At 61.4% G+C, this 24,101-nt stretch carries 22 protein-coding genes; 6 read left to right on the top strand and 16 right to left on the bottom strand.

Features of this window, described 5'->3' with window-relative positions; translation table 11 throughout:
• Positions 1–151: 151 nt before the first annotated feature.
• The 3 genes from JZX88_RS14835 to JZX88_RS14825 all read left to right on the top strand — a co-directional run bounded on the left by JZX88_RS14835 (position 152) and on the right by JZX88_RS14825 (position 2,058).
• Positions 152–1,258: a GTP-binding protein gene (locus JZX88_RS14835; RefSeq protein ID WP_206914026.1), complete on the top strand. Its 1,107-nt coding sequence runs from the start codon at positions 152–154 to the stop codon at positions 1,256–1,258.
• The gene (locus tag JZX88_RS14830) at positions 1,255–1,524 is read left to right on the top strand and encodes a hypothetical protein (protein WP_065117056.1); all 270 of its coding nucleotides are present in this window, start codon (positions 1,255–1,257) and stop codon (positions 1,522–1,524) included. Before JZX88_RS14835 ends, JZX88_RS14830 begins: the two co-directional genes overlap by 4 nt.
• A 96-nt stretch (positions 1,525–1,620) precedes the next feature.
• Positions 1,621–2,058, top strand: coding sequence for a YqaA family protein (locus JZX88_RS14825; protein ID WP_142857611.1), 438 nt, complete (start codon positions 1,621–1,623; stop codon positions 2,056–2,058).
• A 59-nt stretch (positions 2,059–2,117) separates the two neighbouring features.
• On the opposite strand, the gene JZX88_RS14820 is transcribed toward JZX88_RS14825, so the two are convergent.
• The 5 genes from JZX88_RS14820 to ytfQ all read right to left on the bottom strand — a co-directional run bounded on the left by JZX88_RS14820 (position 2,118) and on the right by ytfQ (position 7,575).
• Entirely contained in the window at positions 2,118–2,852 is a 735-nt protein-coding gene (locus JZX88_RS14820) for a FadR/GntR family transcriptional regulator (RefSeq protein ID WP_065117054.1), read from the bottom strand.
• 18 nt (positions 2,853–2,870) lie between these two features.
• Entirely contained in the window at positions 2,871–3,851 is a 981-nt protein-coding gene (gene yjfF, locus JZX88_RS14815) for a galactofuranose ABC transporter, permease protein YjfF (protein ID WP_206914025.1), read from the bottom strand.
• On the bottom strand, positions 3,848–4,891 hold the full coding sequence (locus JZX88_RS14810; RefSeq protein WP_174030143.1) for an ABC transporter permease: 1,044 nt from the start codon (positions 4,889–4,891) through the stop codon (positions 3,848–3,850). The genes yjfF and JZX88_RS14810 overlap by 4 nt, the downstream gene beginning before the upstream one ends.
• Positions 4,891–6,414 carry a sugar ABC transporter ATP-binding protein gene (locus JZX88_RS14805; RefSeq protein ID WP_206914024.1) on the bottom strand — a complete coding sequence of 508 codons (1,524 nt, stop codon included), beginning with the start codon at positions 6,412–6,414 and terminating at the stop codon, positions 4,891–4,893. The genes JZX88_RS14810 and JZX88_RS14805 overlap by 1 nt, the downstream gene beginning before the upstream one ends.
• Before the next feature lie 201 nt (positions 6,415–6,615).
• Positions 6,616–7,575 (bottom strand): galactofuranose ABC transporter, galactofuranose-binding protein YtfQ, encoded by a 960-nt coding sequence (gene ytfQ / locus JZX88_RS14800; protein ID WP_065117051.1) that lies wholly within the window; start codon positions 7,573–7,575, stop codon positions 6,616–6,618.
• A gap of 522 nt (positions 7,576–8,097) precedes the next feature.
• On the opposite strand from ytfQ, the gene JZX88_RS14795 reads away from it, so the two are divergent.
• Positions 8,098–9,909, top strand: a complete 1,812-nt coding sequence (locus tag JZX88_RS14795) for an IlvD/Edd family dehydratase (protein ID WP_206914023.1) — start codon at positions 8,098–8,100, stop codon at positions 9,907–9,909.
• A gap of 165 nt (positions 9,910–10,074) precedes the next feature.
• Here JZX88_RS14795 and JZX88_RS14790 read toward each other — a convergent pair whose 3' ends face one another.
• From JZX88_RS14790 to JZX88_RS14745, 10 genes are all read right to left on the bottom strand, one after another.
• A complete protein-coding gene (locus JZX88_RS14790) occupies positions 10,075–10,284 on the bottom strand; it encodes a hypothetical protein (RefSeq protein ID WP_371741143.1) in 210 nt (69 codons plus the stop codon).
• A 56-nt stretch (positions 10,285–10,340) separates the two neighbouring features.
• Positions 10,341–10,745: a VOC family protein gene (locus JZX88_RS14785; RefSeq protein WP_004438893.1), complete on the bottom strand. Its 405-nt coding sequence runs from the start codon at positions 10,743–10,745 to the stop codon at positions 10,341–10,343.
• Between the two features lie 14 nt (positions 10,746–10,759).
• On the bottom strand, positions 10,760–11,206 hold the full coding sequence (locus JZX88_RS14780; RefSeq protein ID WP_236773684.1) for a helix-turn-helix domain-containing protein: 447 nt from the start codon (positions 11,204–11,206) through the stop codon (positions 10,760–10,762).
• A 105-nt stretch (positions 11,207–11,311) separates the two neighbouring features.
• Positions 11,312–11,500, bottom strand: coding sequence for a hypothetical protein (locus tag JZX88_RS14775; RefSeq protein ID WP_065117047.1), 189 nt, complete (start codon positions 11,498–11,500; stop codon positions 11,312–11,314).
• 164 nt (positions 11,501–11,664) lie between these two features.
• Complete coding sequence (locus JZX88_RS14770; RefSeq protein WP_206914021.1) at positions 11,665–12,783, bottom strand: alanine--glyoxylate aminotransferase family protein; 1,119 nt, start codon at positions 12,781–12,783, stop codon at positions 11,665–11,667.
• Positions 12,784–12,786: 3 nt separating this feature from the next.
• Positions 12,787–13,572 (bottom strand): ABC transporter ATP-binding protein, encoded by a 786-nt coding sequence (locus tag JZX88_RS14765; protein WP_206914020.1) that lies wholly within the window; start codon positions 13,570–13,572, stop codon positions 12,787–12,789.
• The gene (locus JZX88_RS14760) at positions 13,569–14,372 is read right to left on the bottom strand and encodes an ABC transporter ATP-binding protein (protein WP_206914019.1); all 804 of its coding nucleotides are present in this window, start codon (positions 14,370–14,372) and stop codon (positions 13,569–13,571) included. Before JZX88_RS14760 ends, JZX88_RS14765 begins: the two co-directional genes overlap by 4 nt.
• Positions 14,369–15,199 carry an ABC transporter permease gene (locus JZX88_RS14755; protein ID WP_206914018.1) on the bottom strand — a complete coding sequence of 277 codons (831 nt, stop codon included), beginning with the start codon at positions 15,197–15,199 and terminating at the stop codon, positions 14,369–14,371. The genes JZX88_RS14760 and JZX88_RS14755 overlap by 4 nt, the downstream gene beginning before the upstream one ends.
• Positions 15,196–16,185: an ABC transporter permease subunit gene (locus tag JZX88_RS14750; protein ID WP_206914017.1), complete on the bottom strand. Its 990-nt coding sequence runs from the start codon at positions 16,183–16,185 to the stop codon at positions 15,196–15,198. Before JZX88_RS14750 ends, JZX88_RS14755 begins: the two co-directional genes overlap by 4 nt.
• A 9-nt stretch (positions 16,186–16,194) precedes the next feature.
• Entirely contained in the window at positions 16,195–17,802 is a 1,608-nt protein-coding gene (locus JZX88_RS14745; RefSeq protein ID WP_206914016.1) for an ABC transporter substrate-binding protein, read from the bottom strand.
• Between the two features lie 376 nt (positions 17,803–18,178).
• Here JZX88_RS14745 and JZX88_RS14740 point away from each other — a divergent pair, with 376 nt between their 5' ends.
• Together JZX88_RS14740 and JZX88_RS14735 are read left to right on the top strand one after the other, a co-directional pair.
• On the top strand, positions 18,179–20,902 hold the full coding sequence (locus JZX88_RS14740; RefSeq protein WP_206914015.1) for a DNA translocase FtsK: 2,724 nt from the start codon (positions 18,179–18,181) through the stop codon (positions 20,900–20,902).
• 91 nt (positions 20,903–20,993) lie between these two features.
• The gene (locus JZX88_RS14735; protein WP_206914014.1) at positions 20,994–22,070 is read left to right on the top strand and encodes an Ldh family oxidoreductase; all 1,077 of its coding nucleotides are present in this window, start codon (positions 20,994–20,996) and stop codon (positions 22,068–22,070) included.
• Between the two features lie 18 nt (positions 22,071–22,088).
• Here the strand turns inward: JZX88_RS14735 and JZX88_RS14730 are convergent, their stop codons facing one another.
• Positions 22,089–24,083 (bottom strand): bifunctional diguanylate cyclase/phosphodiesterase, encoded by a 1,995-nt coding sequence (locus tag JZX88_RS14730; RefSeq protein WP_110759932.1) that lies wholly within the window; start codon positions 24,081–24,083, stop codon positions 22,089–22,091.
• Positions 24,084–24,101: the final 18 nt, after the last annotated feature.

The raw sequence follows: 24,101 nt of genomic DNA, 5'->3' as shown, positions 1-24,101 counted from the left end.
TCGTGTGCTCGCGGACACCGGGCATGAAAGGCAGCTGAGGCGGGGCGGCCAGGCGCGCGTGCAATTTGTTGTGAGTGATATTGATATGTTATTACATAACATAGTAAGTCCTTTTGAAATTTTGCTGCGGGAAGGTAAGGCCGTGTTTGGAATGAAGCGGAAAAAGGCGGGGGAGCAAAGCGGCGATCCGCCTGTGGCGTCACCCGTGCAAACGGTGCCGGTTACCCTGCTCACCGGTTTTCTCGGCGCAGGCAAAACTACCCTGCTGAACGAGCTTCTGACCGAGCCGGCCATGCGCGACGCAGCCGTCATCGTCAACGAGTTCGGGTCGGTGCCCATCGATCACGGTCTGGTACACACGGGGTCTGAGCGCTATTTCAGAACCACCACGGGCTGCATCTGCTGCACCGCCACCAGCGATATCCGCACTTCGCTTTACGAACTGCATCAGGCTTTTCTCGAAGGGATGATACCGGAAATATCGCGTGTCGTCATCGAAACCACGGGACTTGCCGATCCCGCGCCGATCATCAACAGCCTGATTGCCGGTGGCACACCGGCGCTTGGCCTGCGTGACCATATCGTCGCCCGGCACTTTCATCTTTCGGGTGTGGTGACTGTCTTCGACGTCACCTCCGGCCGGGCGATGCTCGACAGTTTCATCGAAGGCTGGAAACAGCTTGCCTTTGCCGACCATATCGTCCTGACGAAAACCGACCTTGCCGACAGGTCGATGATGGACCGCGAAGGCCTTGCCGACCTCAATCCCGCCGCCCTGCTGCACGATCGCAATGCGGCCGACTTCGATCTCATGTCGCTTTTTGCAACGAAGAATTACTCGCTGCGCGGCAAGCCGGAGGATGTGCCGGGATGGCTGGCGGCCGACAGGCTGAGCCTGCATGCCGACCATGCCCATGATATCAACCGCCATGGTGCTGGCGTCGAGGCCTTTGACCTCACTTTCGACGGCGCTCTTGAGCCACAGATGATCGTTACCTTTCTCGAACTCGTCACCAGCAACGTGCATTCCGGCCTGCTACGGCTGAAAGGTATTTTTCAGGCGACGGACGATCCGGATCGGCCGGTGGTTGCCCATGCCGTGCAGCACCGGCTTTACCCGCTGGCAAGGCTCGAAAGCTGGCCGGATGGCAACCGTGCAACCCGTCTCGTGCTGATCGGCATGGATATGCCGCAACAGCCAATCCGCGATCTTTTCGATACATTGGCCTCGCAGGCGAGGCGAAAGGGTGCTTCATGAACAATCCCCTTGCGCGCAGCGGCTCGGCGATCGTCTCGCAGGCCCGGCTTTTGAAACAATGGGCGCGCAACCTGTTAAATCTGCATGCCGATGACATCGTCACCGTCAGCGAGCTGTCCTGCGCCCTGCCGGACTGCCCGCCGCGCGAAACGGTGATCGTCATCCTGTCGGCATCCGGCGATATCAGGCAATTGTCCATCCACAAGGGGCTGGTGGAAGTGGATCATGACGACATTGTGCGTGCCATCGCGGCAAATTCAGCCTGATATCCTGTCGGTGATGTCCAGGCGTGCTTGACGGTGCGCGCCATCATCCGGCACTTCAGGGGCAGGGTGGGATTCGCTGATGATGAAGGGCGGAAAATGGCCGATCTGGCGGTATATGCGGGTTTGTTTCTGACCGCCTTTGTGGCGGCGACCATTCTGCCCATGCAGTCGGAGGCGGCGCTGGCCGGTCTCATCCTCCTGAAGTCACAGCCGGTGTGGCTGCTGGTGGCCGTCGCCAGTGCCGGCAATGTCGCCGGCTCCTTCGTCAACTGGCTGCTTGGCCGTGGCATCGAGGGTTTCAGGCATAAGCGCTGGTTTCCCGTTGGCGAGGCCGCGCTGCAACGTTCCCAGAACTGGTATCGGCGTTATGGCCGGTGGTCGCTGCTGTTAAGCTGGGCGCCGCTGATCGGCGATCCGCTGACGGTTGCGGCCGGCATCATGAAAGAGCCGCTGCCGGTCTTTTTGCTGCTGGTCACCATCGCCAAGGTCGGGCGCTACCTCTTGCTGGCGCTGGTGACGCTGAATTTTCTCTGATTGTCTTCAGGGTGTTGCGGCCCGTTCTTCGTTTCAGAAGACAGGGGAGCGCAGTCTCTTCAGGGCGCCTTGATCGCCTTCTGCGTCCGGTCCTTGCCCACCTCGATCACGTGGCGCATGGCTTTGACCGCCGCATCCGCATCACGTGCGGCAATCGCGTGGACGATGCGCAGATGGTTCGACGCAATTTCGGCGATGGTGCCGGGTGAGGCCGCAGGTGACGAAAGCTGGAAGGAAATGGCGAGTGCCGCTTCGATAAGCCCGCTTGCCGAGCGCATGAAGGGATTGCCGGACATATGCGCCACGGCAAGGTGGAATTCGAGATCGACCTTGGCGATGCTTTCCGGCGTGTGTTTCGGATTGTCGAACTTTGCAGCGATGACGTAAAGCGAAACAATATCGTCATTGGAGGCCTGTAGGGCCGCTGCTGCTGCCGCTGCCGGCTCCAGCGCCAGCCGGATTTCTGCCAGATGCGTGACGAATTCCTCGTCTATGCCGGCTTCGCAGCGCCAGCCGAGCACGTCGGGATCGAAGAAATTCCAGCTGGAACGATCAAGGACACGGGTACCGACCTTTGCTTTCGGCTCCACCAGCCGCTTCGCCGCCAGCGTCTTCATGGTTTCGCGCAGCACGGTGCGTGAGACCCCGAAGCGCATGGAGAGTTCGGCGTCATTGGGCAGCAGGGAGCCTTCGGCAATTCTGCCCGAGACGATGGCGCTGCCGAGTTCGGAGACCACATGGGCGTGGCTGTTCCGGCGTTTTCGCCCGCTTATCGTCGTTTCGAGCAGCCCCAAGCAAGCCTCCCTTGGTGGTTATGCCGGGTGTGGCCCGGCCAGTCTCCTGTTTGAATACCAGATGATTGCGCGCTGCAACACGATGAAGACGAAAAGCAGCACACCGATGACGATTTTCGTCCACCAGGAGGAAAGCGTCCCGTCAAAAACGATGTAGGTCTGGATCAAGCCCTGGATCAGGAGCCCGATGAAGGTGCCTGCCACCAGCCCCGTGCCGCCAGTTAGCAAGGTTCCGCCGATCACCACCGCGGCGATAGCGTCGAGTTCAACGCCCACCGTCGCCAGCGAATAGCCCGAAGAGGTGTAGAGCGTATAGACGATGCCGGCGAGGCCGGAGAGAAAGCCGGACAGCGCATAAATGCCGATGGTCGTCGCGCCGATCGGCACGCCCATCAGCTCCGCCGATTGCGGATTGCCGCCGAGCGCATAGATATTGGCGCCGAAGCGGGTGCGGCTGGCGATCAGCATGCCGGCGGCAAAGACGAGAAGCATCAGTATGGCCAGCGCCGTCAGCCTGCCGCCGCCGGGGAAACGGTAATAAAAGCCCTGTATCGCATCGATGAACGGATGCGAGATCGGCACTGACTGGGTGGAGATAAGGTAAGCCGCGCCGCGCGCCAAAAACATGCCGGCCAGCGTCACCACGAAGGGTGGGATGGACAGAAAACGGATCATCGCCCCCATCAGGCAGCCGAACAGCGTCGAGACCACCAGCACGATGGCGAAGGCCAGCAGCGGATGGATATTATAGGTGCCGACCATGACGGCGACGAAGACGCTGGTGAAGGCGATGACCGAACCGATGGAAAGATCGATGCCGCCAGACAGGATGACGAAGGTCATGCCGACGGCCGCGATGCCGAGGAAGGCATTGTCGGTCAAGAGATTGCCGATCACCCGTGTCGACAGGATCGCCGGATATTGCAGCACGCAGAGAAGATAGGCGATCACGAAGATCGTCAGCGTGGTGAGGAAGGGCAGGTTGCGGCTGTGGATCATCGCGCGGTTCCTTCCTTGGTCATGCCATTGGTGGCCGTCGGTTTGACGTGCGGCTTCGGCGCTTTCACGAAACCGAGGACGGCCATGATCGCCGGTGATTGCAGCGTCAGCACCACCATGATGATGCCAGCCTTGATGATGAGGTTGAATTCCGGCGGGAAGCCCGAGACGAGAATGCCGGTGTTGATGGTCTGGATGATCAGCGCGCCGATCAGCGAGGCGGTGATGGAGAAACGCCCGCCATTCAGCGAGGTGCCGCCGATGACCACCGCAAGGATCGCGTCCAGCTCCAGCCACAGCCCGGCATTGTTAGCATCCGCGCCGCGAATATCGGCGGTGACGATCATGCCGGCGATGGCCGCGCAGAGGCCGGAAACCGCATAGACGAAAAACAAGAGGAAGCGGGCTCGCACCCCGGCCAGCGCTGCGGCACGGCGATTGATGCCGGTCGCCTCGATCAGGAAACCGAGCGCGCTCTTGCGCACCAGAAGGCCGATCGTGAGCGCCGCCGCAACCCAGATGATGACCGGCAGCGGAATGCCTGCGAACGAGCCGGAACCGATGGCGGAAAAGCTGTCATTGTTGAAGGTGAGAATGACGCCTTCGGTAATAAGCTGGGCGATGCCGCGCCCTGCCACCATCAGGATCAGCGTGGCGATGATCGGCTGTATGTCGAGAAGGGCGACCAGCACGCCGTTCCACAACCCGCAGGCAATGCCCACCGCAAGCGAGATGACGATGACCGAGGGAATGGAATGTCCATTGCTGATGAGCGTGGCCGCGACCGCGCCGCAGATGGCGATGACGGCGCCAATGGAAAGGTCGATGCCCTTGGTGGCGATGACCAGCGTCATGCCGATGGTCAAAAGCGCGACCGGTGCGGCACGCACCAGAATATCCACCAGACTGCCATAGAGCCGGCCGTTCTGGAACGAGACATGCAGGAAACCAGGCGAAAGGATTGTTATCGCTGCCAGAATGATGAAGAGCGCGGCAAGCTGCGGCGCAAGCCTTTTCAGGCGTCGTGTCACTGCTGCCATCATGCCGCCTCCGTTTTCGCCGCATCGGCAATCGCCCGCATGATGTTGTCGGCGGTCACGTCACCGCCCTTCAACTCGCTGACATGACGGCGGTCTGAAAGCACGACGACACGGTGTGCGACGGCGGTGAGTTCTTCCAGTTCCGAAGAGATGACGACGAGCGACATGCCTTCGCTGCAGAGTTTTTCGATCATTTTCAGGATTTCCGCATGCGCGCCGATATCGATGCCGCGTGTCGGTTCGTCGAGGATCAGCAGCCGGGGGTGGGTGGCGAGCCAGCGCGCCAGAATGGCCTTCTGCTGGTTGCCGCCGGACAGGAATTTGATCGGCCGGTTGGGATCGGCCGGGCGGATATCGAGCGACTTGATGAAGCTTTCGGCCAGTTCCGCTTTCTGCCGGCGCGACAGTGGCCGGGCCCAACCCTGCCGGGCCTGAAGCGCCAGCGCGATATTGTCGGTGACGGAAAAGTCGCCGATGATGCCATCGGTCTTGCGCTCTTCCGGACAGAAACCGAAACCGGCGGTGATGGCGGCTTCCGGCGAAGAAATCGCCACCGTCTGGCCGTCGATGACAGCCTTTCCGGTATCCGGCCGGTCGATGCCGAACAACAGGAAGGCTGTTTCCGTTCGGCCCGAACCGAGCAGCCCGGCGACACCGACGATTTCGCCGGGGCGGATGCCGAGATCGAAGGGGGCGATGCTGCCGCGTTTGCCGTAACCTTCGAAACGGATCGGCGGCTCGCCCTCGGCAACCGTATCTTCTGTTGCCTGATGTTCATGGGTGATGTGCTGAAGCTCGCGGCCGAGCATCATCGAGATCAGTTCGGAACGGGGCAGGCTGCCGATATCGCGGGTGCCGACGAGGCGGCCGTTGCGCAGCACCGTCACCCGGTCGGCGATATCATAGACCTGATTGAGGAAGTGGGTGATGATGACGATGCCGATGCCGCGTGCGCGCAGGTTTCTCAAGACGCCGAACAGCATCTCGACCTCGTGGGCATCAAGGCTGGCGGTCGGCTCGTCCAGCACCAGCACCTTGCCGGAAAGATCGACGGCGCGGGCAATGGCGATGATCTGGCGAATGGCCACGGAATAGCTGGAGAGAAGCGCGTTGACGTCGATGGAAAGCCCGTATTGGCCAAGCAGCGCCTGCGATTTCTTCTGCATCGCGCTGCGGTCGATCAGCCCGAAGCGGCGCGGCTGGCGGCCGAGAAACAGGTTTTCGGCAACCGTCAGGTTTTCGAGAAGGTTTACTTCCTGATAGACCGTGCCGATGCCGAGCGCCTGCGCCTCGCCGACATTGGTGGGCGAAATCTCGCTACCTTCCAGAAAGATCGAACCGCTGTCGCGGTGATAAACGCCGGTGAGGATCTTGATCAGCGTCGATTTGCCCGCGCCGTTTTCGCCGAGCAATGCGTGGATTTCACCGCGCCCGAGCGAAAAATCGACGCCATCGAGCGCTGTGATCCCGAGAAAGGATTTGCCGATGGCGCGTGCTTCCAGAAGTGGTGCCGTTTCGGACATTGAGCAGTTCCGTATCGAAATGGGTCTCGGTGAAGTGATCGCGTCGGGAGCGGCGGTTTTCTTCTCCCCCTCGGGGAGAAGAAGCAGGCGGCACGCGCTCGCTCCATACGCGATCATTCTGCAGACTGAATCGGAGAGGTTTCGCTCTCCTCAGCAGAAAGAAACGGCGCAAACCATGCGCCGTCCCTCACGAAACAGGGCTTAGTACCCCAGGCCCTTCTTCGCCTCGTAGACCTTCATCGGATCATCGGATGCCGTATAAAGCTTGGATTCCGTCTGGATCCACTTCGGCGGTTCCTTCTTGTCCTTCAGATAGGCTTCGAGCGCGTCAAAGGCGGGGCCGGCCATATCGGGTGTCAGTTCCACCGTCGCATTGGCCTCGCCATCCGCCATGGCCTTGAAGATGTCGGGCACGGCGTCGATGGAGACGATCTTGATGTCGGTTCCGGGCTTCAGGCCGGCTTCCTTGATCGCCTGAATGGCGCCGACGGCCATGTCGTCATTATGGGCGTAGACGGCACAGATATCCTTGCCGCCGCCTTCGGCCTTGATGAAGCTTTCCATCACTTCCTTGCCCTTGGTGCGGGTGAAGTCACCCGTCTGCGAGCGCACGATCTTGATATTGGCGTGGGAAGCGATGGCCTCTTCAAAGCCCTTCTTGCGGTTGATGGCGGGCGAAGAGCCGGTCGTGCCCTGCAATTCCACCACCTTGCAATCCTTGGAGCCGACATCCTTGACCAGCCAGTCACCGGCCACCTTGCCCTCGTGCACCTGATCGGAGGTCACGGCGGTCAGGTAAAGATCATCCGGTGCCTCGATCTGGCGGTCGAGCAGGATGACGGGGATTTTTTCTTCCTTGGCTTCCTTCAGCACGGCGTCCCAGCCGGTGGCGACAACGGGCGCGATCAGGATCGCATCGACACCCTGCGCGATGAAGCCGCGAACGGCCTTGATCTGGTTTTCCTGCTTCTGCTGTGCGTCGGCGAATTTCAGCGTGACGCCGCGCTTTTCGGCCTGCTGTTTGGTGACGGTGGTTTCAGCCGCGCGCCATCCGGATTCCGAGCCGATCTGCGAGAAGCCGACGGTAAGCGATTGTGCGGAAACACTGGATGCAAGGCATGCGGAAACAGCGACAGTGAATGCCGCAAGAGCTTTTCTCATCTTATCCTCCCAGAGATGATGTCAGCGTGACGCCGACACTATGAGCATATAGTAATACTCTTGAAAAGCGGTTTTTTACCGGTCCCACAATTTGCCCGATGTCAGTTTGATCGGGATTTTACCTTAAAATCCAATGAATCAATGACTTGTATATATCTCTTCCGTCTTTTTTCTCTCTGAAAACACACCGGAAACGGGCCCCGATCCGGCTTGACAGGCAGAGATGACATCTAATAGTAATACAAATAAATAGATTGGCTTGAAACGGAGTGCGGCGCCAAAAGGCCAGCCGCCACCCGGAGAGGCAGGGAGGGAGAGACCGTTGCGCAATGCCGCTGTCGTCGTAAATGCCGAAAAATATTCGGCTAAAGCCGAAGAAGGGCCCCGATCCACTCGTCTGGACCGGCTCTGTCGGTTATGCGTGATCTCCGAAAGCTGATTCCATTTTCCTTGCGCACAACATAAGCTTGTCGCATTTCGTAATATTTTACCGTTGGCCACTTCCGGCTGGAGACCTGCATCATGACCAAATCCGACAATCTGCCTGCAACCCAGGGCAAACTTCGTTCGCGCGCGTGGTTCGACAACCCCGCCAATGCGGATATGACCGCACTTTATCTCGAGCGTTACATGAACTTCGGTCTGAGCCAGGCCGAGCTTCAGTCCGACCGCCCGATCATCGGCATTGCCCAGACCGGTTCGGATCTTTCGCCCTGCAACCGTCACCACCTGGAACTGGCAAACCGCCTGCGTGAAGGCATCCGCGAAGCCGGCGGCATCGCGATCGAATTCCCGGTCCATCCGATCCAGGAAACCGGCAAGCGCCCGACGGCGGGCCTTGACCGCAACCTTGCCTATCTCGGTCTCGTGGAAGTGCTTTATGGCTATCCGCTCGATGGCGTCGTGCTGACCATCGGTTGCGACAAGACCACGCCTGCCTGTCTTATGGCGGCGGCCACCGTCAACATTCCGGCCATCGCCCTTTCCGTCGGCCCCATGCTGAACGGCTGGTTCCGTGGTGAACGCACCGGCTCCGGCACCATCGTCTGGAAGGCACGTGAACTTCTGGCGAAGGGCGAGATCGACTATCAGGGCTTCGTCAAGCTCGTCGCTTCGTCGGCGCCGTCCACCGGCTATTGCAACACCATGGGCACCGCAACGACCATGAACTCGCTGGCCGAAGCGCTCGGCATGCAGCTTCCCGGCTCCGCCGCCATCCCGGCCCCTTACCGTGACCGTCAGGAAGTTTCCTACCTCACCGGCCTGCGCATCGTTGAAATGGTCAAGGAAGACCTGAAGCCATCAGACATCATGACCAAGGATGCCTTCATCAACGCCATCCGCGTCAATTCGGCCATCGGCGGCTCCACCAACGCGCCGATCCACCTGAACGGTCTCGCCCGCCATGTCGGCGTCGAGCTGACCGTGGATGACTGGCAGACCTATGGCGAAGACGTGCCGCTGCTCGTTAACCTGCAGCCGGCAGGTGAATATCTCGGCGAGGATTATTACCATGCCGGCGGCGTGCCCGCAGTCGTCAACCAGCTGATGACGCAGGGACTGATCATGGAAGACGCCATGACCGTCAACGGCAAGACCATCGGCGACAATTGCCGTGGCGCGATCATCGAGGACGAGAAGGTCATCCGCCCCTATGAGCAGCCGCTCAAGGAGCGCGCCGGCTTCCGCGTGCTGCGCGGCAATCTGTTCTCCTCCGCCATCATGAAGACGAGCGTGATCTCGGAAGAATTCCGTAACCGTTACCTCTCCAACCCTGATGATCCGGAAGCCTTCGAAGGCCGCGCCGTGGTGTTCGATGGTCCGGAGGACTACCATCACCGCATCGACGATCCGTCGCTGAAGATCGACGCCAACACCATCCTGTTCATGCGTGGCGCCGGTCCGATCGGTTATCCGGGTGCGGCGGAAGTGGTGAACATGCGCGCGCCGGATTATCTTCTGAAGGAAGGCGTCAATTCTCTGCCCTGCATCGGCGATGGCCGCCAGTCCGGCACGTCGGGCAGCCCGTCCATCCTCAACGCTTCCCCGGAAGCGGCGGCCGGCGGCGGTCTCGCCATCCTGCAGACGGGCGACCGCGTCCGCATCGATGTGGGCCGTGGCAAGGCGGATATCCTGATTTCCGGCGAGGAACTGGCCAAGCGTTACGAGGCGCTGTCGGCTGAGGGCGGCTACAAGTTCCCGGACCACCAGACCCCATGGCAGGAAATCCAGCGCGGTATCGTCAGCCAAATGGAAACCGGCGCGGTTCTGGAGCCGGCGGTCAAGTACCAGCGCATCGCCCAGACCAAGGGCCTGCCGCGCGACAACCACTAAAGGCAAGGCCGTTTCGGCCGGCCGCTTTTAAAAATCAGCTAAAAATCAGCCCCGGGGCGTCGTCCCGGGGCTGAAATATTTTCAGGCATCGATGAAGCACCGGTTTTCAAAACCGCCGCAATGTTCCCGATGTGTGAGGCATACAGCGCCTCGTTGCCCGCCCGCCTACTCCTTCGAGGGGGAGAGCGGCTTTCCCAGATAAGGCAGGAAGAACATGTACAGCCCGCTGAAGACAAGCAAGGTCAGCGGAAGAAGCGGGGCATAAACGAACACCGGTGGTGTCGGGCCGAAAGCCATCGAAGCGAAGTTCGCCAGAATGGTGACGGTCAGCAGAATGCCCAGCCACCGATGGCTCTGCCTTATCCATTTTTGCAAGATCAAAGTCGCCCCCGAGAAAAAGCATCCATGATGGAATGTGACACACGGTTGCCTCAACGGGCCTGAACGAGCTTCCAGCCATTGCCGGAAGGGTCGCGGAAACTCGCATCCACCGAGCCGTAACGCGTGATCGGTTCCTGGGTGAATTCGACGCCGCGCTTGTGCATGGCGTCAAAGGCCTTCTGGCAATCCTCGACCACCAGAACCAAAGGCGGCATGGCGCCCTTGGCCACGGCTTCGTTCAGATCCTGCGCCGTTGCCTCGTCAACGGTTGGGGCCTGCGGCCGAAACAGGCCGAGCTGGAAATCCGGCTGGTCCGGATGCTGCACGGTCAGCCAGCGATAATCGCCGTTGCGTGCGTCCGTATGCACACGAAATCCAAGTTTCTCGACATAAAATTGCAGCGCCTCGTCCTGGTCATGAACGTAAAGCCCGACGACTTGAACACCATTTTTCATGAGCTATCTCCCTTTCACTCACCGTGCCTACCGCCTTTCGCCTGTCGGCGCTTCTCCGAAACTGCGATTGTGAGATGGGGGCGATGGGCGGCGCTGACGAAGCAATGGGGAACCTGCTCGAGATCGGCAGGCGAAAGCCGCATCTGTCGCCGCACTTCGCTCGGGCTCTCCCCGGTTACATCGCGGAAGACGCGGCCAAATGTGCCGATGCTGTTCCAGCCGGTCTGCAGGGCGATATCGATGACTGGAAGGTCGGTGTCGCGCAAAAGCGCCACGGCGCGCTCCACCCGGCGGGTCAGCAGATAGCGGTGAGGGGGTATGCCGAAGGCATCGCGGAACGATCTTGCAAAATGCGCCTGCGAGGCACCGCTGACTTTTGCAAGGCGTGAAACGGGCCATGCCTCATGCGGTGCCGCGTCCATATGATCCCTGGCGCGCAGCAGGCGGCGCAGGAGCAACAAGTCTCTGTTTGCAGAGTTCTTTTCATTTCCAGACGGCATGCGGCAATCATTGAATGAACCTGCCGTCCTTGGCAAGGTTCATGCCGTCGAGCCGCTGCGGGTGATTTAGATCACCGGATAAAGCGACCAGAAGAACAGTTCATATTCCTGGTCACGGTCGTCATCATGCGGTTCGTCGTCCGGTCTGCGCGGTGTCTTGTCCTGAAACTCGGTCTCCACCCGCTCATTGACGACGGGCATTCTTCGGCCAATGCCAAAGAGGTCAAAGGAGAGCATGTTGAACCCTGCTACCATGGCCAGTTCCCTTCTTCACGCGAGTTAACGGTGTGTTAAGTTTCGCGCGTTGCCATGATTTCGTCAAGATTGGCCACGGAATTTGTCTACTATTTTTAACAACAATGTCGTGATTGGCGTTTCACCGGTGCCGGATTTCACGCAATGAATATTTGTCGGTGCCCTCAAACCTCTTTCGAAGCGGCCTCGGAATAGCTCTTTTCGGCCGCTTCCAGCGCGGAATCGGTATCGGTGGCATGGCCGAGGTTTTTCAGGGCACCTGAGACGGCTGCGATATTGGCTTTCACCGCCTGCGGATGCGCGCGCCGGCCGGTGTGGTTGAGCCTTATCAGCCGTTCCGCGCCGGGGCCGACGCCGGCGGAAATATCCGCGCCATGCTCTCTGGATATAGCGGCGAGAAACGCTCCGGCTTCGATAGTATCCGGCAGGATCGCCGTGGAAACGAGGGCTGAGGAATGCGCTTCCTCCACCCAGTTGGCGATGCCGAGTGCCCTGATGCCATGACGGGTGGCCGCCGCTGCGCGCTCGTGGCGCTCATTGGCGGCTGGCAGACCCTCCGCCTCGATCCTGTCGAGCGCGGCCTCCAGCGCGTAAAATTCCAGCGGCGCCGGCGTTCCGGGCAACGCGCCACGGCCGGCATCCAGCCAGAGCTGTTTCTGGTCGAGAAGCGAGAGCATGGAATTGGTGGGTGCCCTGTCGTGCGAAAGCAGCTGCCATGCTTTTGGGCTGACCGAAATGGCCGATATGCCGGCCGGGCCGGCCAGCGCCTTCTGCGGCCCGATGACGGCGATATCAATGCCCAGCCTGTCGACCTCGAAGGCATGGCCGCCAATCGAGGCGACGGCATCTACCAGGGTGATAACGCCTCTTTCTTGCGCCAGCGCGGCAATGGCGGGCAGGGGGTTGAGAATGCCGCTTGCCGATTCCGCATGCACGATGGCGAGAAGATCGAAACCCGGCCCGTCATCCAGCGCCCGTTCCACCTCGGCCAGCGTCACCGGCTTTGCCGGGCTGGCCGTCAGGTTGCGCACCGTCGCGCCGCCCCGTTCCAGCCAGCCGCCGAACCATGCGCCATAGGGGCTGGTGACGATGTTGAGCGCCCTCAGCCCCGGCCGCGCAAGACTTGTCGCCGCCGCTTCCAGCGCCAGCACGGCTTCCGCCTGTATCAGCAGCACATCGTTTTTTGTGCCCATCAGGGCCGCCAGCCGGTCGGCCAGCACGGCGTAACGCTCGGCGGGGAAAGCGGGCGGGTCGAGGAGCAATGCGTAATCCGGGGCGGGCATGTCTTATCCTTGCATGGTGGTGATGAGCCGCGGTGCGGCGTCGATCAGGCTTCTGGCGGTCGAGGATTGCGGCGCGGAAATGATCGCTCCGGTCCCGCCGATTTCAACGATCCGACCCGCCTCCATGACCGCGACACGGTGGCAGACGGCGCGGATGACGGCGAGATCATGGGAAACGAAAATACAGGAAATTGCCGTTTCCCGCTGGATTTCCACCAGCAGTTCGAGAATCTGCCGGCGAACCGAAACATCGAGCGCCGACACCGCTTCGTCCATGATGAGAAGCGACGGTTTGAGGGCAATGGCGCGGGCAATCGCCACACGCTGCCTCTGCCCGCCCGAAAGCTCGAAGACGGAGCGACCGGCATAGGCGGCGGGCAGGCCAACACGCTCGAGAAGGCGGCATATCTCCGCCGGGCGCTCGCGTCTCTGAACGATGCGGTGAATGCGCAGCGGCTCGCCTATGGCGTCCTCGACGGTGGCGCGTGGGTTGAAGGCGCCATGCGTATCCTGAAACACCATCTGCATCTGCTGCCGGGCGGTGCGCAATGCGCTGCCGCCAAGCGAGAACCAGTTGCGTTTTTCAAAACGGACCGAGCCTTCGTCGGCGGGGATCAGCCGCATCAGGATGCGGGCCAGTGTCGATTTCCCGCAGCCGGAGGGACCGGCAAGGCCCAGCGTCTCGCCACGCTTGAGCGAAAATGAGATATCGGAGAGCGCCGTCACCGTTCTTGCGCCGGTGCGATAGGTCTTGGAAAGGCCGTCCACGCTCAGAAGGGTTTCATTCATGGCGCGGCCTCGCTGACGAGCGGCGGGGTCGAAAGATCGAGGTAATCGGCAAGCAGCGCCCGGGTGTAGGCATGCGCGGGCGCGGAAAGCACCCGCCGCGCCGGGCCGTGTTCCACCAGCTCGCCGGCGCTTAAAACCGCGATGTCGTCGGCAAGGCTGGAGGCAAGGCCGATATCATGGGTGATGAAGACAAGCGTTCTTTCTTCCTCGCGCACGAGATCATCGAGAAGGGTGGCGATGGCCGCCTGGGTTACCGTGTCGAGCGCGCTCGTCGCCTCGTCGGCAATCAGGATCGAAGGGCGCGCCGCGATGGCCGCGGCAATCGCCACGCGTTGCCTCTGCCCGCCGGAAAGCTGGTGCGGATAGGCGGAGAGCAGATGGGAGGGATGCGGCAGCCGCACCTTTTCCAGAAGATCGCGGGCAAGATCGCGCGCCGCCTTCCATGAGAGGCCGAGATGGCGCACCGCGCCTTCCGCCACCTGTTCGCCGATGGTCAGGACCGGGTTCAGCGTCGCGCCGGTATCCTGAAAGACCGTGCCGATATCGCGCCCCGGCACCGGCCTGCCGGTGAAAAGGCCGCTTTCGCGGCTCCAGGAAATATCGCCCGAGACCCGCGCCACCTGCGGCAGAAGCCCGGCGATCGCCTTGCCGAGCGTGGATTTACCCGAGCCGCTTTCGCCGATGATCGCCAGCCGCTGCCCCTGCCGTATCGTCAGGGAAACCTTGCGCAGCGCCGGTGCATCGGTCGCGGCGTAACGGACGCTGAGATCGTCAATCCGGCAAAGGGCGTTGCCGCTCATGGCGCCTGCCTCCTCGTCGCCATTGCCCGGTTGATGCCTTCTCCGAAAAGATAGACACCGAGCACGGTCACCAGCAGACCGATGCCGGGGATGACGGACAGGAACGCCGCCGAGCGGAGCACGTTGCGTCCTTCCGCGATCATCGTGCCCCAGGTGACGATATTGGGATCGCCAAGCCCGAGGAAGGAGAGCGCCGCCTCGGTGAGGATGGCCGCGGCAACGATGATGGCGGCGAGCGCCAGAACCGGCGGCAGGGCATTGGGCAATATCTGCCGGAAGGCGATTTCCAGCGGATGCATGCCGATGGCGCGGGCGGATTGCACATAGTCCCGCTCGCGGATGCTCAGCACCTGCGCCCGCATCAACCGCGCCGGATCCGCCCACGCGCCGAGCGCAATGGCCAGAATGACTGTCGGCATCGAGGGGCCGATGGTGCTGACAAAGGCAAGCGCCAGCAGGAAATTCGGCACGATCTGGAAGGCATCGGTGACGCGCATCAGCGCCTCATCCACAAGGCCGCCGGCAAAACCGGCAATCGTGCCGATGACGGTGCCGAAAACAAGTGCTGCGGCGGCGGCACCCATGCCGACGAGCAGGGAGGCCTGCGCGCCATGGGCAAGTTCGGCCAGCACATTGCGGCCCAGCCGGTCGGTGCCAAGCGGCAGGGCCGCATCCGTAAAGGGCGCAATCAGCGGCTCGCCGACGATCGCCAGCGGATCGCCGGGAAACAGGAGGGGAGCGGAGAGCGCAATCACCGCCAGCAATGTCAGGATGACGGTGCCCGTCACCCCTTCGAAATTGCGCAGGAGCCGGAGAGCGAAATTCATGCCGCATTCTCCCCGCTGCCGATGCGCGGATCGAGAATGGAATAGAGAATGTCGACGGCGAGATTGACGAGGATGACGAAGACGGCGCTGGTGAGGATGATGCCCATCAGAAGCGGCGTATCGCGACCGCTGACGGCCTCCTGCGCCAGCCGGCCGAAACCCGGAATGGCAAAGACGCTTTCAATCACCACGCTGCCGCCCAGCATGGTTGCGGCCTGCAGGCCAAGCACAGTGATGAGCGGCAGCGCCGCGTTGCGGGCAACATGGCGCAGCACGATGCGCCGTCTGGAAAGCCCCTTTGAGGCGGCAAACAGCACGAAATCCAGCGGCCAGACCGCCGCCATGGCGGTGCGCATGACGCGCAGGAACAGCGCCAGATAAATGAGGCCAAGGCTGGCGACCGGCAGTACGAGATGGCGGGCAATATCCAGCGCCCGTGCAAAGCCCTGCTTGCCCGAGGCGATGGTTTCTATGCCTGACGTCGGCAGCCAGCGAAGCTGCACGGCAAAGACGATGGCAAGCACGAGGCCGAGCCAGAAACCGGGCGTGGCGTAAAGCGTGAGCGACAAGGCGGAGAGCACCCGGTCGGTCAACCCGCCAGGGCGTGCGCCGGCGACGATACCGAGCGTGGTGCCGGTGATGAAGGCAAGAGCGGTGGCGCTACCCATCAAGAAAAGCGTGTTCGGCAGCCGCTCAAGGATCAACCCCAGCACCGGCCGGTCAAAGGCAAGCGACCAGCCGAGATCGAGCCGCAGCACCGAACTGGCATAAAGCCAGAAACGGGCCAGCATCGAGCCGTTGAGGCCATATTGCTCGCGCAGCGCATCCCGCAGCCCGGCATCGCCGCCGCCGATGGAAACGAGATAGGCATCCACCGCATCGCCGGAGGCATTTTCAAGCAGGGCGAAGGTGAAGATGAGAACGATCAGCAGCACCGGAATGGCGCTGATCGCCCTTCGCCGCAGCAAAGACGTCGCACGTTTCACGGCGCGGCCTCAGCTATCGACCGCGGTATCCGCCCAGTTGGAAACCGCCCAGCGCGGATTGCTGGCGACATGTTTGACGGTGTCGCGCGCCACCGTGATGAAACCCCATTCGGCGACGTTGATGAGCGGCAGATCGGCTGTAACCTGTTTCTGGAAGTCCTTGTAGAGCGCGGTGCGCGCAGCCGTATCCACGGTTTCCGCCGCCTTGTCGATCAGCGTATCGAGCGCCTTGTTCTCATACCCGCCCTGATTGGAGAAGCCGACGCCAGCTGGAATGCCGGAGCGCACGAGAATCGTGGTGGAGATTGCCGGATCGCCACGGAACACCGGGGGAGCAACGGCCAGATCGAAGGCGTGGTCGGTATAGACCGCCTTCTGGTGTGCTGCGGCATCATTATTGACCAGCTCGGCATCAATGCCGATTTCCTGAAGCGCCTGTCGAAGATAGGAGCCGAATTGTCTGGTTTCGTTGAAATAGGGCGCAGGCAGAAGCTTCAGCGCAAAACGTTTGCCATCGGGTCCGCGCGCATAACCTGCCTCATCCAAGAGGGCATTGGCCTTGGCGACGTCGAAATCATAGGTCTCCACATCGCCGGTATAAAATTCAGGGGCGTTTTTCGGCACCGGACCTGTCGATGCCGTGGCATAACCGAGGAACACCTTGTCGATGACGAATTTCTTGTCGATGGCGTGGGCAATGGCCTTTCTGACCTTGAGGTCGGCCAGTTCCTTGCGGCGGTGGTTGATTTCCACCACCAGCTGATAGGTCAGCGCCTCGTAGCCGTCAGCGATTACCTTGATGCCCGGTTGTTTAGCGATGCGGGCAAGATCGGCCAGCGGCACGGCGGAGAAGGCGGCCAGTTGTATTTCTTCCGCTTCCAGCGCTGAGGCTGCCCCCGCACGGTCCGGCAGGACGCGATAGATGATTTCCTCGAGCTGCGGCTGGTCTTTGCCCCAGTAATTCGGGTTGCGGGTCAGGCGGTAATATTCGCCGGGTTTGTATTCGGCAAAAACGAAAGGCCCGGTGCCGACCGGTTTGGTATTGGCCGGATTGGTGGCGATATCGGTGCCTTCATAGAGATGTTTCGGCACGACGCTGGTGACGACAGGCAAAGCATTGCGGATGAGCTGGAACGGCGTCGGCTTGGAAAAACGGAAGACGGCCGTGTGGTCATCAGGCGTTTCCACCTTCTCAAGATTGGCGAAGACCAGCCGCCCGAGGTTCTGCAATGGTTTCCACACCGAAAGCGCCGAAAAGGCCACATCCGCCGAGGTGAACGGCTTGCCGTCATGCCAGGTCACGCCTTCGCGCAGCTTGAAGGTGGCGCTCAAGCCATCATCCGATCCCTGCCATTCGGTCGCAAGCCGCGGCTCCAGCCCGTCCTTGCCATTAAAGGAGGCTTCCGCCAGCGGCTCGACGATCTTGCTGGCGATATAAAACACGCCATTGGAGGCGACGATGGCCGGGTTGAGGTTTTTCGGCTCCGAATCGGCCGCGACGATCAGCCGCCCGCCGGATTTCTCCTGTGCTGCGGCAATTCCCGCCAGTCCCGTGGTTGCGGCAAGAGCAAGCGAGGTCTTGAGAAGCGAGCGGCGGGAAAGCTGGACAGGCGACATGAATTTCACTCCGGAAATGAGGGCGAGGCGGGCTTTTCCGCTTGGCCCGCGGCACGCCGATCTTAAGACTGCAACCTCGGCAGTGTCCACGTTAATTCGCGCCCTTTACAGCAATGATTTTACGTTGCGGGCGCATTTGCAGAAACAATATGCTTTACCGGCGGCAATCTGCTTTTCCCCGTTGCTGGGATGGCTGAAAGTCTCCGAAAAAAGACGATTTAAGAAATAAAAATCAATGATTTGATCATCGCCTGCGGCGGTGGGAGGTGCTTCTGCATACCTTCCGGTCACGCGAAAATCTGCCGGCGGCAGCCCGTTTGGAAAGGGGTAATTAACCTTTATTTTTTATTTCAGGGAGACCGAAATATGTACGTTTATGATGAGTGTGCACGCTGCCATGAGCTTCTCCCGATCCAGATTCCAGAATTCGTCCAATAGCGCAGGGGAGGGGAGCGAGAAGGCTCGTCATGCCGGCGACCAGCCGTCTGCCGCGCAGCAGGCAATGGTGACGAAGGTTGGTGTCGCACCCCGGCCGAATGCCGACGTCAGCGCAGCCGACGCCATTGAAGGCCGTGCGGAGATGCCCGGCTGGCAGAATGCTTTCGTGCTTGGCCCGAATGTCCGTTTCACCCGCACGCCGGAAAGCGCTTTTGCGCGGCGGATGCCGGTCGAGACCCCCAATATTCCCGAGGACGACGTGGTTGCTGTCGTTCCGCCTGAAACGGCGGAGCCGGAGGCCGTGATGCAGCAGCAGGCCGTGCAGCCGGAAGCGGTTCCCCCTTCTGCGCCAGTCGTAAAGCCGGCGGAGCAGCGTGTGCCGCCACCGCGCATGCCGTTCCTGCCGCAGCCGCCGGATGCGCGGGGTGCCAGGGCATTGACCTATAAATTGCGGCTGGAGCTTGCCCGCAAGCAGGCGGAGGAAGCCGCTGCCGTCACTCAGGCGCCGGCCCATGCCGGCACGACCGCGCCCATGGTGGCGGACGCACCGTTGCAGCAGCGGATATTCTCCGCTTTTCAGCCGCAACCCGCCGAGATGCCGGTCGCTGCCGCCCAGGCCGTTGCGCCGGGTGCGTCCATTCCCGCCTTTGCCGCGCATCTGCCGGACGAGCTTTTCTGGGAAGTCATGACGCTCGATCTGCCGGGTGATGCCGGCGAGACCGTTCCCGCCTATCTGCGCGCCGATTTTGGGCCGCTACCCGTAAATCCCGCTCTGACGAACCCTGTGCAGGCGCAGCCTGTTTCCGTGTTGCCGGCCGCCGCTGTCGTGCTGTCGTCGGAACCGCCTGTCGTCACGGTGCCGGGTGGCTCGGCGATCCGGCTTTATCGGGAAATCGGTGTGCGTCAGGCCGTCGTCCCCGCCACTATTCCGGTCGTTGAACAGGAAATCGTGCAGCCGCCGGTGGCGGAAGCCCCTGTGGTCATCGAGCCGCAGCTGCCTGTCGAGCAGGCCCAGCCGGCGGAAAGAATAACGGCAGAGCCGCGCTTCACGCCACGCGCACCCATCCAGGCTTCGCAGCCGATGTTCCGCGAAGCGCCGGTCTTTGCCGAGGGAGAATATCAATATCCCTCCATCGATCTCCTGCAGGAAGCCCGCGTCCAGCAGACCACGACCATGACGCCCGAAGCGCTGGAACAGAGCGCCGGGCTTCTGGAAAGCGTGCTTGAGGATTTCGGCATCAAGGGCGAAATCATCGATGTCCGCCCCGGCCCGGTCGTGACGCTTTACGAGTTCGAACCCGCCCCCGGCGTCAAATCCTCGCGCGTCATCGGCCTGTCTGACGATATCGCCCGCTCCATGTCGGCGCTCTCGGCCCGTGTCGCCGTCGTGCCCGGCCGCAATGTCATCGGCATCGAACTGCCGAACCCGGTCCGCGAAACGGTCTATCTGCGCGAATTGATCGAAGCGAACGACTATGCCGAAACCCGCCAGAAGCTCGCGCTCTGCCTCGGCAAGACCATCGGCGGCGAACCCGTCATCGCCGAACTGGCGAAGATGCCGCATCTGCTGGTCGCCGGCACCACCGGTTCCGGCAAGTCGGTTGCCATCAACACCATGATCCTGTCGCTGCTCTACCGTTTGAAGCCGGAAGAGTGCCGCCTGATCATGGTCGATCCGAAAATGCTTGAACTGTCGGTCTATGACGGCATTCCGCATCTGTTGACGCCGGTTGTTACCGATCCGAAAAAGGCGGTCATGGCGCTGAAATGGGCCGTGCGCGAAATGGAAGACCGCTATCGCAAGATGTCGCGTCTCGGCGTGCGCAATATCGACGGTTATAATGCAAGGGCAGCCGCTGCCCGCGCCAAGGGCGAAACGGTGTTCTGCAACGTGCAGACCGGCTTCGACCGCGCCACCGGCGAGGCTGTTTACGAGCAGGAGGAAATGGACCTTACGGCCATGCCTTACATCGTCGTCATCGTTGACGAGATGGCCGACCTGATGATGGTCGCGGGCAAGGAGATCGAAGGGGCGATCCAGCGCCTGGCGCAGATGGCGCGTGCCGCCGGCATCCACCTCATCATGGCCACGCAGCGTCCTTCGGTCGATGTCATCACCGGCACGATCAAGGCGAACTTCCCGACCCGCATCTCCTTCCAGGTGACGTCGAAAATCGACAGCCGCACCATCCTTGGCGAACAGGGCGCGGAGCATCTGCTCGGCCAGGGCGATATGCTGCACATGATGGGCGGCGGCCGCATCGCCCGTGTCCACGGCCCGTTCGTATCGGATGAGGAAGTGGAAAAGGTCGTGGCGCATCTGAAAACCCAGGGCCGGCCGGAATATCTCGGCACCGTCACCGAAGACACTGAAGACGCGGATGAAGAGGCGGAAGAGGATACGGCTGTCTTCGACAAGACTTCGATGGGCGATGACGACAGCGACGATCTCTATGAAAAGGCCGTCAAGGTGGTGATGCGCGACAAGAAGTGCTCGACTTCCTATATCCAGCGCCGCCTGTCGGTCGGCTATAACCGCGCCGCCTCGCTGGTGGAGCGCATGGAGCAGGAAGGCATTGTCGGCCCTGCGAACCATGTCGGCAAGCGCGCCATCATCGCCGGTGAGCGCGATCCCTATGATGCGATGGGCGCGGACGACTGATTGATTATTCGGGACGCGATATTCGATTGCAAAAACGCGCTCCGTGAATAGCCTGTGCGGCATGGATTCTGGAATCGGGAGGGTTCCCCGCATGTCGCACAGCAATGAAAACGTCGCCGTTCTTGCAAGGCTGGATGAGCTGGAGCGGTTCTGCCGCAGCGTCTTCCTCGCCGCCGGCACGGATGACGAGACGGCCGATGCCGCAACCCGCGCCATGATGCATGGCACAAGGCTCGGCGTCGACAGCCACGGCGTGCGCCTGCTTGCCCATTACATCACCGCCCTTGAAGGCGGACGTCTCAATCGGCGGCCGCAGATCCGCCGCGTCTCCGGCTTCGGCGCGGTGGAGACGATCGATGCCGACCATGCCCACGGCGCCCGCGCCACCTATGCGGCGATGGACAATGCCATGGCGCTGGCCGAAAAATTCGGCATCGGCGCGGTGGCGATCCGCAATTCCTCGCATTTCGGCCCCGCCGGCGCCTATGCGCTTGAGGCGGCGCGGAAGGGTTATATCGGCCTTGCCTTCTGCAATTCCGACAGTTTCGTGCGCCTTCATGATGGCGCGATGCGCTTTCACGGCACCAATCCGATTGCCGTGGGTGTACCGGCGGCGGATGACATGCCCTGGCTGCTGGACATGGCCACCAGTGCCGTGCCCTATAATCGCGTTCTGCTTTACCGCAGCCTCGAACAGCAATTGCCTGATGGTGTCGCATCTGACGGTGACGGCATCGACACGCAGAACCCCCATGCCGTTGAAATGCTGGCACCGCTCGGTGGCGCTTTCGGCTTCAAGGGGGCGGCACTGGCGGGCATGGTGGAGATTTTCAGCGCTGTTCTCAGCGGCATGAAGCTCAGTTTCGATATAGATCCCATGGGCGGCCCTGATTTTTCCACGCCGCGTGGCCTTGGAGCCTTCGTTCTGGCGCTGAAGCCGGAAGCCTTCCTTGAACGCGAAGTGTTCGATGAGGGCATGAAACGTTATCTCGAAGTGCTGCGCGGCTCGCCGGTGCGGCAGGACTGCAAGGTCATGGCGCCGGGCGACCGGGAATGGGCGGTGGCGGCAAGACGGGAAAGGGAAGGCGCGCCTGTCGATCCCGTTACCCGCACGGCTTTTTCCGAACTGGCGTCGAAATTCTCGATCGTGCCGCCCGCCTATCATTAAGGCAGGGGCTACGGCCCGTCAGGCGGGACGCAGCAGCATGTTCGGACGCGGATAGGGGGCTCTCGCCGCCCCCAGCCTTTCGGCGACAACCGGGCGTCCGAGATAATAGCCCTGCGCATAATCGATCTCCAGCTGGCGCACCAGCCGCAGCTGCTCTTCCGTCTCCACGCCTTCGATAAGGATCTTGTGGCCGCGATTGCGGATGAGGCGGATCATGTCCTGCAGCATTGCCCGGCCGCGCGGCGTGTTGCTGTCGTGCAGGAAGGAGCGGTCGATCTTGACGGTGTCGAAATCGGTCATGCGCAGCCAGGAAAGGCCGGCAAAACCCGTTCCGAAATCATCGAGCCAGATGTTGATGCCGAGCGTTTTCAGGTCGTTCAGGCAGCGCAGCACATCCGAATGCATCTCCATATCCAGACCTTCGGTGATCTCGAAGGCGAGCCTGTTGCCGGCGATGCCGGCCTCGACGAGGATTGCCGCAACCGAGGTGGCAAAGCCCGGATTTTTCAGCTGCATGGGGGATACGTTGACGCTGACCACGCCCACCCGGTCATCGGCCAGGATCTGCTTGCAGACGGTCTTGATGGTCCAGAGGCCGAGTTCCATGATCGTGCCGGTACGCTCGGCGATCGGGATGAAGACGCCGGGCGAGACGGCGCTGCCGTCAAGCAGGCGAAGCCGCATCAGCGCTTCGGCGCCCGGCGTTTCATTGGTCGAGACATTGAGGATCGGCTGGTAGACGAGGGAAATGAGGTTTTCCGCAATGGCGATCTTCAGAAGAGCCGCGATGTTTTCCGTCTCGTCGCTGGTTTGCGGATCGTCCGGATCGAACAGCTTCATGCAGTTGCGGCCATTGCCCTTGGCGATATAGAGCGCGCGGTCGGCCTCGTTGATGATCTTCTCCAGCTTGCCGTCCGGATTGGGGCGGGTGAAGGAGGCGCCGATGCTGACGGTGACGACGAAGGTGCCGTCCCGGCGCTGGTCGTGGGCAAGCGACAGGTCCTCGACCGTGTGGCGGATCGTTTCGGCAAGCTCGCCAACCTGCTGTTTGGAGCGGAAGGGGGCGAGCACGATGAATTCCTCACCGCCATAACGGCCGATGGAGGCACCCTGTCCAGAGATTGCGTCCTGCAGTGCGTTGCCCACCGTCACCAGGCATTTGTCGCCTTCCTGGTGGCCGTAGCGGTCGTTATATTTCTTGAAGAAATCGACATCGATGAGGAGAACGGCAAAACCCTCCTCCTTTTTGCTCCAGTTGTCCCACAGCAGGCGCAGATGATGGTCGATGGAGCGGCGGTTTTGCAGGCCCGTCAGGGAATCCGTATTCGAAAGCCGCAGCAGCGCCTGGCCGCGTTCATCCGCCGCCTTCTGCTGGGCCTTGGCTTCCAGTCCGTTGAGGAAGACGTGATAGCGTTCCCGGTTCAGGTTCCAGTTCACATAGGACGTGAAGACGAAGCAGGAAATATAGAAGGTGCCGAAGGCCAGCTTGTAGAACACATCTTCGGGAAACTGCATCACCGCCAGAAAATAGGTGACGAGAATGATGCCGGAAGACACGAGCGACAGATGGAAGCGGAACGTGAAGAACAGGTTGGCGCCCATCATGAAGATCGTCCCGAAAACCATGTAATAGGACATGTTTTCGAGATTGTCGGTCAAGAGCGACGGCAGCAGCCAGCCGATATAGCCCATCACCAGCGCCGCCGCGCAGGTGAGGTCCAGCGCTGACGTGCTGGCGCCCCTGCGCAGCTGTATTTCCAGCGTCAGCAGTGCTGACAGGGCCACGAGCAGGCGGGCGATGATGGCGTAAAGAGCAACATCGGGTATCAGAATGATGTCGGTGATGGCAAACAGCAGATAGATGAAAACGGCCGTCCAGAGGCCCTGTCGGATGGAGCCACGGCGGCTGCGTTCGCCTTCCTGCTGGTAGAGGGCAAGAAGCTCATCAGAAAACCGGGAGTCCGGCCGCCGATCATCCTGCTGTCCACCCACCTCTCCCAATGTGTGCCTCATGCACTTTCCCATAGTGTT

This window comes from Agrobacterium sp. OT33, from assembly GCF_017313365.1.
GTDB classification, from domain to species: Bacteria; Pseudomonadota; Alphaproteobacteria; order Rhizobiales; family Rhizobiaceae; genus Agrobacterium; species Agrobacterium rhizogenes_A.
The sequence above is the reverse complement of the archived record's forward strand: the minus strand, read 5'-3'. Positions and strand labels throughout refer to the sequence as shown.